Source organism: Thalassospira sp. UBA4513 (assembly GCF_002388495.1).
In the GTDB taxonomy this organism is placed as follows: domain Bacteria; phylum Pseudomonadota; class Alphaproteobacteria; order Rhodospirillales; family Thalassospiraceae; genus Thalassospira; species Thalassospira tepidiphila.
In genome coordinates this window covers 87,573-101,880 of record NZ_DGMR01000031.1, presented here as the reverse complement: position 1 = coordinate 101,880, position 14,308 = coordinate 87,573, and the positions used below count along the sequence as shown (strand labels likewise).

At 54.2% G+C, this 14,308-nt stretch carries 13 protein-coding genes; 1 reads left to right on the top strand and 12 read right to left on the bottom strand.

From position 1 onward, the window contains the following. Position 1 precedes the first annotated feature (1 nt). Positions 2 to 859, top strand: a complete 858-nt coding sequence (locus tag B2T33_RS12645) for a class I SAM-dependent methyltransferase (protein ID WP_197147591.1) — start codon at positions 2 to 4, stop codon at positions 857 to 859. Between the two features lie 3 nt (positions 860 to 862). Here the strand turns inward: B2T33_RS12645 and B2T33_RS12640 are convergent, their stop codons facing one another. The 12 genes from B2T33_RS12640 to B2T33_RS12585 all read right to left on the bottom strand — a co-directional run bounded on the left by B2T33_RS12640 (position 863) and on the right by B2T33_RS12585 (position 14,284). After that, complete coding sequence (locus tag B2T33_RS12640) at positions 863 to 1,372, bottom strand: GNAT family N-acetyltransferase (protein WP_286792213.1); 510 nt, start codon at positions 1,370 to 1,372, stop codon at positions 863 to 865. Positions 1,373 to 1,379: 7 nt separating this feature from the next. Continuing rightward, positions 1,380 to 2,549 (bottom strand): ABC transporter permease, encoded by a 1,170-nt coding sequence (locus B2T33_RS12635; protein ID WP_197147593.1) that lies wholly within the window; start codon positions 2,547 to 2,549, stop codon positions 1,380 to 1,382. Continuing rightward, entirely contained in the window at positions 2,546 to 3,544 is a 999-nt protein-coding gene (locus B2T33_RS12630; RefSeq protein ID WP_064780909.1) for an ABC transporter permease, read from the bottom strand. The genes B2T33_RS12635 and B2T33_RS12630 overlap by 4 nt, the downstream gene beginning before the upstream one ends. Before the next feature lie 76 nt (positions 3,545 to 3,620). Then, positions 3,621 to 5,552, bottom strand: coding sequence for an ABC transporter substrate-binding protein (locus tag B2T33_RS12625; RefSeq protein WP_197147594.1), 1,932 nt, complete (start codon positions 5,550 to 5,552; stop codon positions 3,621 to 3,623). Beyond that, positions 5,549 to 7,477 carry an ABC transporter ATP-binding protein gene (locus B2T33_RS12620; RefSeq protein WP_286792208.1) on the bottom strand — a complete coding sequence of 643 codons (1,929 nt, stop codon included), beginning with the start codon at positions 7,475 to 7,477 and terminating at the stop codon, positions 5,549 to 5,551. The genes B2T33_RS12625 and B2T33_RS12620 overlap by 4 nt, the downstream gene beginning before the upstream one ends. 1 nt (position 7,478) lies before the next feature. Then, positions 7,479 to 8,108, bottom strand: coding sequence for a hypothetical protein (locus B2T33_RS12615; protein WP_252724132.1), 630 nt, complete (start codon positions 8,106 to 8,108; stop codon positions 7,479 to 7,481). Between the two features lie 14 nt (positions 8,109 to 8,122). Then, complete coding sequence (locus B2T33_RS12610; RefSeq protein ID WP_286792205.1) at positions 8,123 to 8,881, bottom strand: polysaccharide deacetylase family protein; 759 nt, start codon at positions 8,879 to 8,881, stop codon at positions 8,123 to 8,125. Further along, a complete protein-coding gene (locus tag B2T33_RS12605; protein ID WP_197147598.1) occupies positions 8,878 to 10,020 on the bottom strand; it encodes a glycosyltransferase family protein in 1,143 nt (380 codons plus the stop codon). Before B2T33_RS12605 ends, B2T33_RS12610 begins: the two co-directional genes overlap by 4 nt. Next, a complete protein-coding gene (locus B2T33_RS12600) occupies positions 10,020 to 10,622 on the bottom strand; it encodes a histidine phosphatase family protein (RefSeq protein ID WP_197147599.1) in 603 nt (200 codons plus the stop codon). The genes B2T33_RS12605 and B2T33_RS12600 overlap by 1 nt, the downstream gene beginning before the upstream one ends. Next, entirely contained in the window at positions 10,619 to 11,773 is a 1,155-nt protein-coding gene (locus B2T33_RS12595; protein ID WP_286792200.1) for a glycosyltransferase family 4 protein, read from the bottom strand. Before B2T33_RS12595 ends, B2T33_RS12600 begins: the two co-directional genes overlap by 4 nt. A gap of 11 nt (positions 11,774 to 11,784) precedes the next feature. After that, entirely contained in the window at positions 11,785 to 13,062 is a 1,278-nt protein-coding gene (locus B2T33_RS12590; RefSeq protein ID WP_286792198.1) for a glycosyltransferase family 4 protein, read from the bottom strand. A 19-nt stretch (positions 13,063 to 13,081) separates the two neighbouring features. Then, positions 13,082 to 14,284 (bottom strand): glycosyltransferase family protein, encoded by a 1,203-nt coding sequence (locus B2T33_RS12585; protein WP_063089861.1) that lies wholly within the window; start codon positions 14,282 to 14,284, stop codon positions 13,082 to 13,084. Between the last annotated feature and the right edge of the window lie 24 nt (positions 14,285 to 14,308).

The window sequence follows — 14,308 nt, the reverse complement described above, 5'->3', positions numbered from 1 at the left end:
TATGACCTCGATGCCGTTCTCTCTCAGAATGCGCCGCTTGAAACTTGGTTTGAAAACACTGATTGGCGCTGAGCCCGCAGGCTATTTCATCCCTTACCGCTATGCCAGCGAGACGGCAAAGGCCGTCGGTCGCCCCAGCTACCCGGCAATCGAAACCATGATGGATACGGCAGCCCCCACCATGAAGGCTTGGCTGACCAAGGCCGCCAATTATCACGAAGCTTTTGCCAGCTTCGGCAATGCCACCCCGCCGGAGCCACGCTGGCAACAAAGCTGGTTTCCGCGCCTTGATGGGATGATGGCCTATGTCTTCACCCGCGAATTTCGCCCGGACCGGATCATTGAAATCGGATCGGGCCATTCGACACGGTTTTATTACCGGGCGATCAAGGACGGCGAACTCGATACGGCATTTCACGCGATTGATCCGGCGCCACGCGCTGATATCGCGAAGCTTCCGATCACAGTCGAACGCACCATCGTGCAAAAGGCCGACCCATCGGTTTTCAAAACCCTGACCGGTGCGGATTTCCTGTCGATCGACTCAAGCCACATCCTGATGCCCGGTACCGATGTTGATCTGCTGTTTTCATCGGTCATTCCGACCCTGCCAAGTGGGGCGATCATTCATATCCACGACATCACCCTGCCCGATGACTATCCGGAAATCTGGCAATGGCGCGGATATAACGAGCAACAAGGGGTCGCAGCGCTTCTGGCTGGCGGCGGGTTTGAAATCATGTGGTCAAGCGCATATGCGAAGACCCGCATGCGCGATGAGGTCGACCAATCCATAGCCAACGGCATTCACCTTCCCGAAGGCGCGCATGAGACCAGTCTGTGGCTGCGCAAAAAGTAATCCTTACTTTGGGTGTGCATGCCTGAAAACAAGGTCATTCGGATCAGGCCGCTGCGCGGTCTGGTCCAAAACGGCACCAATGCGTTCCGCCAGAGTAATAGAACGATCATTTTCCGGTGCGATGTAACTGACAAGCGTTGGCAAGCCGCGCGCGTTAAACGCCCAATCACGCAAGGCCGTTGCTGCCTCAAACGCATATCCCTTGCCTTCTGCATCCGGATACACAAGCCAACCTAATTCATATTCAGGGAACGGCGGCCCAAAATTGATGCCCACTTGACCAACGCAATGACCGGTCGATTTCTCATCCATCATCAGCGCACCAACGCCGAACAAATCCCATTGAGCAGCATCGCGACAAAACATAGCCCATGCAGCCTCAGTGTCATATGGGCCGCCCATGTGTGCTGAGCGCTTTGACGCAAGCATGGACGCGTAATCCGGCCAGTCGCCAAACGACATCCTGCGCAGTATCAGGCGTTCGGTCTCAATCCTAGGGGCCTTAGACGACATAATCCGCTCAGTTCTTGTAGGGGTCGGCTGCATCCCGCAGCCCGTCGCCAAGGAAATTGAACGCAAGAACCACAATCACCACCGGCACCACCGGCAACATCAGCCAAGGATAAACCGCGACCGCATTGATGTTTTGCGCTTCATTGAGCAACACCCCCCAACTGGTCACCGGCGCGCGCAGGCCAAGCCCAAGGAAGCTCAGCGCGGTTTCACCAAGGATCATGTTGGGGATCGATAGCGTCACCGATGCGATCAGGTGGCTGGCAAAGTTCGGCAGCAAGTGACGCGCAATAATCCGCTTTGGCTTCGCCCCCATCAGGCGTGCCGCCAGTGCATAGTCCTCTTCACGAAGCGCCAGAAGTTTCGATCTCACTGCGCGGGCAAGCCCCGTCCAGTCGATCAGACCAAGGATAATCGTGATCCCGAAATAGATTAAAATCGGGCTCCAGGTCACGGGCAATGCGGCTGAAAGCGCCATCCAAAGCGGAATTTCCGGCAACGAACGGATGACTTCAATCGCACGCTGGGCTGTTGAATCCACCCAGCCACCGTAATACCCGGCCGCCCCACCGATCAGGATACCGAGAAGGAAACTGACGGAAATGCCCACCAGACCAATGGTCAGCGAAACCCGCGCGCCATAGATCATCCGTGACAACATGTCCCGACCAAGTCTGTCGGTGCCGAACATGAACAGCGTACCGTCTTCAGACGGGCAGACGAAATGGAAGTCCATATCGATCATGCCCCAGAATTCATACTCATCCCCCGAACAGAAAAAGCGCAATGGCTCTATCCGATCCGTATTGACCGTGTAAGTCGGTTTGAGTGTTTCCATATTGACCGAGAAATCGGTGCCATATGTAAAAGGCCCGACAAATTCGCCCTCATGGAACAGATGAATACCCTGTGGCGGGTGATGGATATATTCCGAATTGCGGGTTTCCTGCGCATAGGGTGCAATGAACTCGACGATAAAGACCGACGCGTACATGATCGCCAGAACAATCAGTGAAAAATACGCCAGCCTGTGCCGTTTCAAACGCCACCACATCAATTGCCACTGGGAGGCCAGGAAATACTTTTCCTGCTCGGGCGTCAGTTCCTCGCGATCCCAGGGATCAAACGGTGCTGAATCAACAAAATGTTCGTTACGCTTTTCGGTTTCCTTGCTCAATTGCCGACCCCTCCCTGCAGACGAATGCGCGGGTCAAGCCAGGCAAGCAACACATCGGAAACAAACATGCCGACAACCGTCAAAAGGGCCAAAAACATCAGGAATGAACCAGCCAGATACATATCCTGACTTTGCAATGCCGTAAGCAACATCGGCCCCGTGGTCGGCAATGACATCACCACCGACACCAGAACCGAGCCCGACACCACTTGCGGCAGGATATTACCGATATCGGCGATAAACGGGTTAAGCGCCATGCGCAAAGGATACTTGAACAGTACCTTGGTCGGTGACAGACCCTTGGCATGGGCTGTAACCACATATTGCTTGCCCAGTTCATCAAGCAGGTTGGCGCGAAGACGGCGGATCATGGCGGCTGTCCCGGACGTCCCGATCACCACGACCGGTGCCCAAAGATGTTCAACGACCGACATCATCTTGGCCAAGGACCAGCCTTGATTGATGTATTCCGGGTCCATCAGACCACCGATTGATGTTCCGAAAACGACATTTGCGTAATAAAGCAGGATCAGGGCAAACAGGAAGTTCGGCATGGCAAGCCCAAGGAAGCCCAGCAACGTGAACCCATAGTCGCCCCAGCTATATTGACGGGTTGCCGAATAGATCCCGATGGGGAAGCTGACGATGTAGATGAAGATGATCGTGCTGAAATTCAGTACCAGCGACAGCCAAAGCCGATCACCGACCACATCGGACACCGGCAGGTTATATTCAAATGAAAAACCGAGATCGCCTTGCAAAAGCCCCCAGGCCCATTCGGCATACTGAATATAGATCGGCTGATCCAGCCCATATTGCCGTTTGAGAAACTCGATCTTGGCCGGGTCAACCGCCTCGCCCTGGGCTTGAAGCTCGTTGAGATACGTGGTCAGAAAGTCGCCGGGCGGCAGCTGAATGATGACAAACACCAGCACGCTGATCATAAACAGAGTGGGTATCATCACGAAAAGCCGTCTTGCCAGATAAGTCAGCATCGGCGCTGTTGCTCCCCCGAGGTTGTTTCACGCCATTCCCTCAACGACGTAAAACAACACGTTTTTAGTTAAAAGATTACCGATCCCACCAGAAGGTATCAGGCCGATAAATCCCAAAGAACGCACCCGGCTCCCAGCTATGGATGCCTTTTTCGGGTACGTTGCGCATGTCCTTGTCGATGACGACCGGTTGCGGCACGTTGCCGATCAAACCGATTGAGAACATGTTTTCCGAATTGATATCGAGAATGGCTTGCCATGCTTGTTTCTGGCCCGCTTCATTGCTGGTTTGCCACTTGCGATACTGTTCCATCAGTTCCCTGGCGGCTGGCATATCGGGTGCTTCACCCGCCTCGCCGTCCGTTTGATAATACTGCCCCCATTTCGGCCATTGCAGGCTGTCTTGCAGGACAGGAACAAATTCGTCAGGGGCAGTGTTGGGCGTCGCCAAGCCGTTATCAATACCGTTGAAAATCGACATGATCGTCTCGCCGGTATAGGCACGGTTGCGCATCACTTCGCGCTGCAACCCCTTGACGAACAGCTTGATGCCAACCTGACGCCAACTGTCGCCAACCAGTTCAAGCATGTCGTCATGTTCGGGGTTTTCCCCAGACGTCTCGACAATGATTTCCATCGGACGTCCATCTGGCAAAAGACGGATACCTTCGCCATTGCGTTCATCCAGCCCCATTGCATCAAGCAGTTGGTTTGCGGCCTTGACGTCGAAATCGGTATAACTTTCGCGATATTCCGGTTTGAACAACGGGCTTTTTGGCAAGATGGTATTGTTGGTTGGTTGCGCCAGACCAAAGAACATGACCCGGTTAATTTCGGTGCGGTTGATCGCCAATGACAGCGCACGACGGAAACGGACATCGCGCAGAACTTCGCGCCAGACCGGATCGCTGCAGGTCAGGTTGGGATACAATGCCGCGTAAGCCCCGGCCCCGACATCCCAAAGACGCACATCATAGTTCTGGTTGGCTTCGGATTGCTTCAGGAACGTGTAGTCCTTAAGCGACAGAATTCTGCTTTGCAGATCGACCTCGCCCGCGCCCACTTTGGCCGGAACCAGCTTTGCGTTCGAGATATTGAAGATCATCCGGTCGATGTAAGGAAGCTGGTTACCTTCCGGATCGACGCGGTGATAATACGGGTTGCGCACGAAGACGAAGCGATCAGACGGCTCCTCTGTCGTGATCAGCCATGGCTCCAGCGATGGGCGATGAATGTTGGAAAGCTTGTAGGGACGATCAATGTCCGTATGCAACACAGCCCAGCTACGCAGACCGCGTTCTTCAACCATCGCTTGAAGTTCGTCCGCATCACGATAATTCTCGTGGAACTGTTTCAGGTAGTGCGCCGGACGATAAATAAATGGCGGGCGGGTTGCTGCCAGTTCGGTCAGGAAAAACGGGTTTGGCTGTGACCAGCTGTAGCGAACGGTATATTCGTCAAGAATTTCAAAGGTTGCCGGTTCATTCCCGACAAACAGGAAACGCGGCGGTCCGACCGGAAACAGTTCATCATTATTGACGATATCTTCCCAGTAATAGCGAAAATCCTCGGCCGTGAACGGCTCGCCATCCGACCATTTGTGACCTTTGCGGATATGCAACGTGAAGACATTGCCTTCTTCGTTCACATCAAGCGCTTCAAGGATGTCTGGACGCAGGTTCAGATCCTGATCATAGCCGATCAAGCGGGCATAGCCATAGACAACCGCCATACGGATATCTTTGGACCGCCCCATGATGGTGACAAACTCCCCACCATACTTACCGATTTCCTTACCCTCACCCGCAAACTCAATCACATGCGGATGTTCTGGCAGGCGGTCGTTCATCGCAGGCAAAGACCCGCTTGCGACCGCATCCTCGAAATAAGGGACTTCTGCATGCGCCGGTGCGACCAAGACACTTGCCGCCAGAAAACCTGTCGTCATCACAAGGCCGGAAAAGGCACGATGAATTCTAGACATCGACGGGTTTAAAACACTGATCATATAGCGATCTCCGTAAAATCGGCACGTTCGGCACGAACAAAGTGATCTTCTGCGACCTGCATCATCTTGGGCTCGCTGGTCTGGTTGATCGTGAACGGGGCTGGCCACCGGGATGGATCAGATGCCTTGCCATCCATTATCTTGTCGAAATCAAGCAGGTGATCCAGATCGGCAAACGGCACGGCATGCAGCAAAGCCTGCGTGTAGGGATGCATCGGGTTTTTAAACAACACTTCACGTGGTGCGGATTCAACAATCCGCCCTGCACACATCACGGCAATCCTGTCTGCAACGTAATCCACGACCGCAAGATTGTGCGAAATGAACAGATAGGTCAAATTAAGATCGCGCTGCAAATCTTTTAAAAGATTAAGTATTTGCGCCTGAACCGACACATCAAGTGCCGATGTCGGCTCATCGAAAATCAACAAATCCGGCTTTAGGCTAAGCGCACGTGCAATCCCGATACGCTGGCGCTGCCCGCCCGAAAAACTATGCGGATAACGGTTCAGAAAGCGCGGATCAAGACCAACCAGGTCCATCAGTTCCAGCACCATTTTCTGTCGATAGTTACTATCCCCGACACCGTGAATAAGCATAGGCTCGGTAATGATATCCTGAACCGTCATTCGCGGATTAAGCGATCCGAACGGGTCCTGAAAAACAAATTGTATCCGCTTTCGGTAGGGATTGAGCTGATCTTCATCAAGCCCTGTCAATTCAGTCATCTGTCCGCTTTCACCGCGAAACAGAATGGAACCTTCATCCGGGCTCATCGCGCGCATGATCAGTTTGGAAAGCGTTGTTTTACCACAACCACTTTCACCCACAAGACCAACGCATTCGCCGCGATTAACCGTCAGCGAGACGTCGGACACTGCGGGTATAAGGCGCTCTTCGGATTTGATCCAGTTACCCTTGCGCGTGGTAAAACTTTTGCTGAGATGGCGAACTGCCAGAACCGGCTCGCTGGCCATGGTCGGGTGCAGGGCCAAAGTTGCCGGAACATCCGATGTATTTTGTTGTGTATCGCCATCACCTGCACTGGCAAGTAGACTGCCGGTTTTCGGCTTGATCTCGCGCAGCGGGCGCAATCTTTCGTCAGGTCCCATATCAAAGTGCGGAACCGCCGCCAGCAATGATCGTGTATAGGTATGGCCGGGATTGATGAACACATCGTCGGTTTTGCCAGCCTCGACCACCCGCCCGTCATAAATCACCACCATCCGGTCTGCCATGTTGGCAACCACACCAAGATCATGGGTGATCAACAGAACCGACATCTGCAGTTCCGCCTGCACTTCCTTGATCAGACGCAGAATTTGCGCCTGAATGGTTACATCAAGCGCGGTTGTCGGTTCATCCGCAATCAGCAAGGCCGGACGACAAACCAGTGCCATCGCAATCATCGCGCGCTGGCGCAGGCCACCGGAAAGTTCGAATGGATAAGTTTTCAGTGAACGCTTGGGCTGCGGAAAGCCGACCAGTGTCAGCATTTCAACGGCAAGCTCACGCGCCTCGGCCGATCCGACCTTGCGATGAAGTTTCACGGCTTCACATATCTGATCGCCGATTGTGTGGAGCGGCGACAGGGAACTCATCGGTTCCTGAAAAATCATCGAAATCCGGCCACCGCGAATGGCGCGCATGTCAGAGCCAGACCGATCCAGCATGGCGATATCCACCCGGGTTCCGGGCTTTTTCGGATCGGCAAAGATGATAGACCCTTTGGTGACTTGGGCCACCTTTGGCAACAAGCCCATGATCGCCTGCGAAATGGTGCTTTTGCCCGATCCGGACTCACCAACCAGTGCCACGGTTTCCTGCGCACCGATGCGAAAGCTTACATTTTCGACAGCCTTGACACGCATGTGCGGCAGTACGAATTCAACTTTCAGATCCTTGATGCGCAGAATATCGGTCATTCTAGTTGGTACCACCGTGTTTGCGTTCGGATGCCGCGGCCTTAACCAGTGTTTCGGCCTCATCCATGCGCATCAAGTTTGTTCTTGTGACGTCATCGACAAGCAGCTGGTTATCTTTCGCCCAATCACGAGAAATTTCAAGGAGATCGTCAAAACCATCCAGTGTTGATTCTGCGACAATTTTCGCATCCCCTGCCTGCAGGGTCAGCTCGAACCATCCCTTGTTGCCATCGCGCTTGGTACTAAAGTAACGCAAACGGAACTTTGAAAGTTCCGGCCAGGCAAAAGCCGTTCCACCGCGCAGACTTGAAAGCCGAATGCCGTATTCCGATACATAAATCTTTGACTGGAAGCGGATAACCGTGCGGGCAAAATAGAAAACGAACAGCAAAGCAAGCCCGGCCGACGTCCATTGAATGATTGCGAGCATCTCGGGAATCAGCGCGATAACCCCGCAAATCAGCAGCCCGACAATTGATTTCGCCAGATCAGGGGCCATCAATTTGGATGGATAGCCCATCGTCTGGACTTCGCTGTCACCAACACCTGCCGGCTTTACCGGGTCCACAGTGCTTGGCACGGTGCTTGGCACACTGGGGGCCTCGGGGGCCGGTGCCTGTTCAGGTTCCACGTGTTGTTTTGGCCTTATTGCCATGGAAATACTCCAGGTATTCTCAACCAGCGCAAGGCTGAATGGTCCATAGAAAACAGATTATCAAGGAACTTCGTGGTGGCCTCGTCATGGACAAGATGATGGGTCAGAATGCCCGTCGGCTCATCCGCGTCGACCTGCCCTGTTCGCCGCGCCGCCAGATGTTCAATCATCGCGCCAAGTGCCGCGTCTTCGCCAACAAAACCGCGTATTCCACGCCAATCAATGACGTCAACATGCGTGTTGACCTGCATGATGCCTTTGTACGGCTCTGCCGCCTTGCGGGCATTGAATGTGCTGATCCCGCAAAAGCCAAGGGAATGCAAAGCCGCCACGACATCTTCGGCCACCCGGTTCCATGGCGGCACCAGGACCGGCAAGAAACGATTGCCAAAACGCGATTGCAGAACCGAAAACCCATGGCGCAGATCGGCAACGACATCGCCAATATCGCGCACGTCATCGAGTTCCTGTTTCTTGCGTCCCTCTGGCATGTGGTTCTGGTGGGACCAGCCATGCTGCAACACACGTGTATCAAGCGTCTCGACAAGACGTTCGACAAGGTCATCCTGCAAAGCCGCCGGAATAACCGCAAGGGCGAGTGGCACTTTATAGTCTTGTTCGAAACGCAGAAGCGTCTCAAGCGCCGGGGTAACAGAAACAGCATCGTCGTCACGCCACCACGCGGTGGCAATCCGGTCTTCCGACTGCCACAGATCAAGCTCTGCGCGTAATTGGTCCCAGCTGCTCATGCCTGCCCTTTGATCTTTTCTGCGATGATTGACGCAGTTCTTTTTGCGCCATCCAGCGCGATTTTAATCCCGCTTGGCTGTCTGGCGTTATCTATTTGTTTTGCTAATGATTGCGCAGACAGGCCATCAAGATCAAGCAGGGAAATAACCCCTTCATTGGCAAGGACTTCTGCACGTTCGGTTTGCTCGCTTTCGCCGCCTTCCGCAAAAGGCACCATGACCGCTGGCGTTCGTGTCGCCAACACATCCATCAGCGTGTTGTATCCGGCCTGTGAAACGGAAACGGCGGCACGCGCCATCCGTTCACGGAAATCGGGCAAGAACCGATGCAGGATCACACCGTCGGGCAACTGGCCGCGCAAAATATCGAACTGATCTGAGGGAAAATGCGGCCCAGAGACAATATCCCAAATAGCGTCGCTATATTTTTGCGAATGCGCGCGGGCAGAAATTGCAAGCCTGATCAGTTCAGCCCCGACGGCACCACCGCCAGCAGAAACGAGAACACCGCTACGATCTGCCTCAACACCATCCGAGACGTCATTGGCAACCTTTGGTGCGACATATCCCGTGTAGGCGATCAGGTCCGATATATCGTCGGCGAACTCAAAGCTGCGATCAAAACCAAACAGTTGCGGATCACCATGCACCAGAACCGCATCAAGATATTTACGCGCGGTATCACGCATCCATCGCGTTTTGCCGATGTCTTTTTTACGCACCAAAAGGTCTCTGACAGAACAAATGATCGGAATGCCTGCCTCAACCGCCGCGTCAAATAGCGGGATCAACTCGAAGCGAAATGCGCGGCGCCCGAATGGGAACATTTCGACCAGAAGCAGTTTCGGCGCGGTTTCCTTAAACGCGGTCAGGAGTTGTCTTTTACGTTCTTCCTGCCAATCGTCCCCCAAGGCGTTCCCTTCCGGATCGACAAGCCCAGAGAAACCAGTATCGGATGTTTTGCACGGGGAAAGCTGAACAACTTCATTGGCCGCGAAATCAAGGCTGTCATCGGGCACACCGCCGCTTACGACCGTGACGCCAAGCCCTTTATCGCGAAGCGCCTGATTGATCAACGCCATACGGCGGACGTGACCAATGCCAAGCAAGTGCTGAACATAAACCATGACGTCACTCATCACGCAGACTCCTGCGCAGGCGCAAGCGGCACATTGAGTGCTTCAACAGAGAGCCCGGCCTCATCAGTATACTGAAACACCTGCAAACAGTGCCAATCGAGTTTGTCTGGAATTTTGCCCATCATGTCCCATCCACGTGCTGCAGCATAGACAGCACGTATCACGCCCTTATGGGTGACCGCACCAAATTCCGGCAGGTCGCAATCCTTTAGAAATGTCGCAACCCGGTTCAAGACATCACGCGGGCTTTCGCCATCATCTGGGAGAAAATCCCATCCACGGTCTTCATTGGCGCGAAGGTCTTCCCCCATCCTTGCACGAAGATCCGACAGTTTTTGGCCCTCCCACGTACCCCAGTCCATTTCAATGAACGCGGGCTCAGTGGCAACGGTTCTGATCCCAAGCGCATCTGCAGTTTCACGTGTCCGGGACAAGGGCGAAGAAAACCACGGAACATTGGCCCACATGGCGGGCAAGCGGTGCTGGCGATACCAAGCAGCTGTCTCGGGCCTGATTGAGATATCTGTCCGTCCCTGAATGCGCTTTTCGGTATTCCAGGCCGTGACACCGTGGCGAAGCAATGCAAAACGGATCTGTTTCATACCAAACCCTGCCCGTTTTGTGACGAAACGTGACCCGGGATGATTTTCTTGAATGTGGTGGATAAAAGATCAGCTGCGGCTTCAAGCGTGTGATGCTGCGCTGCTTTCGATGCGCCAGCGGCACCTATATCGCGCAGTACGGCAATATCCGCCCCAAGGCATTCCGCTAAACGGTCTGAAAAAGCATCGACATCACCAACAGGCACAAGCCACCCGGTCACACCGGATGAAACAATACCCGACACACCGCCAGTATCCCCCGCCAGAACCGGAAGCCCCGCAGACTGGGCCTCAAGCAATGCCATTCCGAAGGCTTCATTGATCGCGGGCCATACGAACAAATCTGACTGCGCGAGAATATCTTTGGTTTGTTCCGGTGTTTTCAGGCCCACTAGTGAAACCTTGTCTTCACCAAGTCCATGTTCTTCAAAAAGGTCCTCGACCTCCTGACGCGCTGGGCCATCACCAATCACTGTCAGGTGCCAGTTATCAACACCATTGCGCCTGAGGCGACCCAGTGCGTCTGCCAAAAGCGCATAGGATTTCAGTTTGTCACCATCGCGCATCATTGCGGTTGTCACCAACCGCACCCATTCTGGATTGATTGCTACCCGCTGTCCGACATGCCATGACGCGACACGTGTAAAGGGCGGCAGGAAGTGCAGACGATCCGGTTGGCAGACCTGTGCAAGGCATTCCATATCGACCCGATTGAGTGAGAAAACTGCATCCGCCTGCCTAATTGCTGTCTCGACTGCCAGATGGCTTTGTCCCCATGGCCCGTTTGCACGCTTTGGGGCAAAGGATGCTTCGGCCACCACATACGGGATACCCAGCGCATCGGCGACAATCGGCCCGATCCAGTCCGGTGCCTTGTAATAAATATGATAGGTAAACCAGATATCCGGTTTGGGACGGAACCCCGATTGGTACTGGCGCACTAAACGGGCAGCAAGTTTGGTACCCAGTTCGGCAAGCCGCGCCTGCTTAAGGACATTGCCATCAGCAACGCGGCTACGAAGGCGGGCAGCAATATCGACCTTCATACCTGCTGACTGAAGGGCTTCACACAGCATGCGGGCAATCAGGCGGTCACCCGACGGAACAGGATGGTCAGTCGGCTTTAGCGGGGCGTAAAAGGCAACCTGCAAGTGCGTGCCTCCTACTCTGCGGCGGGTTGTTCGGCGGGGATTGCAGCCTGTTCGTCGGACTGGGAGTTAACACCGAAACGTTCCGCCAGTTCCTTCATGCCGCGATAGAACGAGAAATCACGACGCACAATCTCATTGCCCTTACGACCCATGGTTTCTCGAAGACGGGGATCAGTGATCAAGGCTTTCAGCGCACTCGCAAGTGCATCCGGATCACGTTCGGGCACAAGTTTGCCGTTTACGCCGTCTTTAATCAGTTCAGGAATGGCCGAAATTGCAGTCGAAACCGCAGCAAGTCCGCAAAGCTGCGCTTCCATCAGAACGTTTGGCAGCCCGTCGCGATCACCATCCTTCTCAATCCGGCTGGCCAGTACGAACAAATCGGACGACTGACATGCCGCGATAACTTCTTTCTGATCACGCGCCCCTTGCCAGTCACAGCGGTCCGCTATGCCGAGCTCCGTTGCAAGTTTTTGATATTTTTCACCATCGCCGCCACCAATATGAACGAACCGCCAATGAAGGTCGGCTGGCAACTTGGCCAAGGCGCGCAGAAGGTCGTCATAGCCCTTCTTGCCCACCAGTCGCCCGACCGACAGGATCCTTACCGGGTTATCGGCATCCGTCCCATCGCGCAGAGGTCTTTCTGGAAGGTCTTCGGGGAAACGCGAAAAATCCAGTCCGTGATAGAGCAGATTAACTTTATCCGGATCCTCAGCAAGTTTACGAAGGTAATCGACATTGGCGCTTGTACAGGTCACCAGCCAATCCATATCGCGCAGCTTTTCGCGCATGTCCCAGTCCTGACTTGTATAGATATCCTTGGCATGCGCCGAACAGGACCACGGCAAACCGCGCATGATCGCGCAATAGCGCGCCACAGATGCCGGGGTATGCAGGAAGTGGGCATAGATGCGGGTCACATCATCGGGCAGCTCGGCGGCCATCACCATGGCCTGGGCAAGTCGTCGCGCGCGATTGGCAGTGCGGTCCCGGCGGTAATCCTGCCACCAGATATTCAGGGCACGACGATATCCCGGCATCTTGCGGGCCTTAAGCCAGCCACGCAAAACCCGCATCGGTTCCTGATAGACATATTCCGGGAGATAATCGACCGCACCTGTAATGCGATCATTGATCGGATGGCGTTTTTTGTCGGTTGGATGGCGCAGCGACACAATCCGATAGGGAATGCCTGCCTGCTGAATACCCAAAATTTCCTGGGCGATAAAGGTCTCCGACAATCGCGGATAACCCTTCACCACGATTGCCAGATTGTCGCGTACCATCAAATCTATTCCCGATGAATTATTCTGCGGCCATTTGTGGCGGAAGCCAGCGATCAACCAATTCGCCAACGCGATCCAGTCCGCCCATAAGGTTTGGAACAGTCACATGTGACGGTTTTGGCTGATGTATCAGACCACGCAGTGCGTCGGCCATTTCGCGCGGATCGCGACCACCGTCTTCGGTCAGCATTCTGACCAGACCAAGCTTTTCTGCCGCCGCAGCGCGAACATACTGTTCAAGACGCGGCACAGTACGCGGCACGATAACGGCCGGTTTATCAAAGGACAGGATCTCGCAGAAGGTGTTGTAACCGCCCATGCCGATCACGCCGGCCGACTTGTGCATCAACACTTCGACATTGGCATCAAAGGTAATGACCGACAGTTTGTCGATCTTTTCCGCACGCTTCATGAATTCGTTTTGCTGTGTCGGCCCCATAAAGGGTCCGAGAACAACCAGCGACGGCACCGGAATGTCCGGATCGGTTTCATAGGCGCTAATCACCCAATCGACCAGATTGACGCCGTCCCCGCCACCGCCTGTCGTTACCAGATAATACGGTTCTTCAAGACCAAGCGCCCCGTGCTCGGGTGCGGGTCTGCGAGTGGCAGTACGTGGCAGATAGCCGGTATAGGACATCTTTTCTTCAACGCCCGGGGGCAAGTCGATCCCTTCGAGCGGATTACAGATTTCCTTGAGGCCATAGACCCAGATTTCGTCATAGAGATTTGCCAAGGCCGGAACGCATTGCTTGCGGTCCCATTCTTCGCGCAGGTTCACGGGATCATCCATCACATCGCGCAAGCCCATCACCAAACGGGTGCGACGATGGCGCAACATCTGCAAGGTAGACTCGACCTCGCCGCGCAAGCCAAGCGGTTCTTTATCAACGATAAAGATATCCGGGTTAAACACATCGGCTGTATGCTGGATAATCGATTCTCGCATCGCCAGAATCTGGTCGACATCGATATTAAGGTTAAGCGAAGTATATTCGCCATTCGACAGCTTGATCACGCCCGGAATGCGGACAAAGTCCACGCGCGAGCGGAATTCAAAGCTGCCGATAATCGGCGAGCCTGACAAAATCAGTACAGATACATCATCGCGATGCGATACCAGGGCATGCGCAATCGTACGGCAACGGCGCAAATGCCCAAGCCCAAAGGTATCATGGCTGTATATCAGAACCCGATATCCGGAATTCCCTACGATTGACATATCCCCGCCCGTATGCGTAGTGAT

Coding starts and splice junctions, on each gene's coding strand:
- B2T33_RS12605 (WP_197147598.1), bottom strand. CDS start 10,020: ATGAGTGACGTCATGGTTTATGTTCAGCACTTGCTTGGCATTGGTCAC.
- B2T33_RS12600 (WP_197147599.1), bottom strand. CDS start 10,622: ATGAAACAGATCCGTTTTGCATTGCTTCGCCACGGTGTCACGGCCTGG.
- B2T33_RS12620 (WP_286792208.1), bottom strand. CDS start 7,477: ATGACCGATATTCTGCGCATCAAGGATCTGAAAGTTGAATTCGTACTG.
- B2T33_RS12640 (WP_286792213.1), bottom strand. CDS start 1,372: ATGTCGTCTAAGGCCCCTAGGATTGAGACCGAACGCCTGATACTGCGC.
- B2T33_RS12645 (WP_197147591.1), top strand. CDS start 2: ATGACCTCGATGCCGTTCTCTCTCAGAATGCGCCGCTTGAAACTTGGT.
- B2T33_RS12590 (WP_286792198.1), bottom strand. CDS start 13,062: ATGGTACGCGACAATCTGGCAATCGTGGTGAAGGGTTATCCGCGATTG.
- B2T33_RS12630 (WP_064780909.1), bottom strand. CDS start 3,544: ATGCTGACTTATCTGGCAAGACGGCTTTTCGTGATGATACCCACTCTG.
- B2T33_RS12585 (WP_063089861.1), bottom strand. CDS start 14,284: ATGTCAATCGTAGGGAATTCCGGATATCGGGTTCTGATATACAGCCAT.
- B2T33_RS12625 (WP_197147594.1), bottom strand. CDS start 5,552: ATGATCAGTGTTTTAAACCCGTCGATGTCTAGAATTCATCGTGCCTTT.
- B2T33_RS12610 (WP_286792205.1), bottom strand. CDS start 8,881: ATGAGCAGCTGGGACCAATTACGCGCAGAGCTTGATCTGTGGCAGTCG.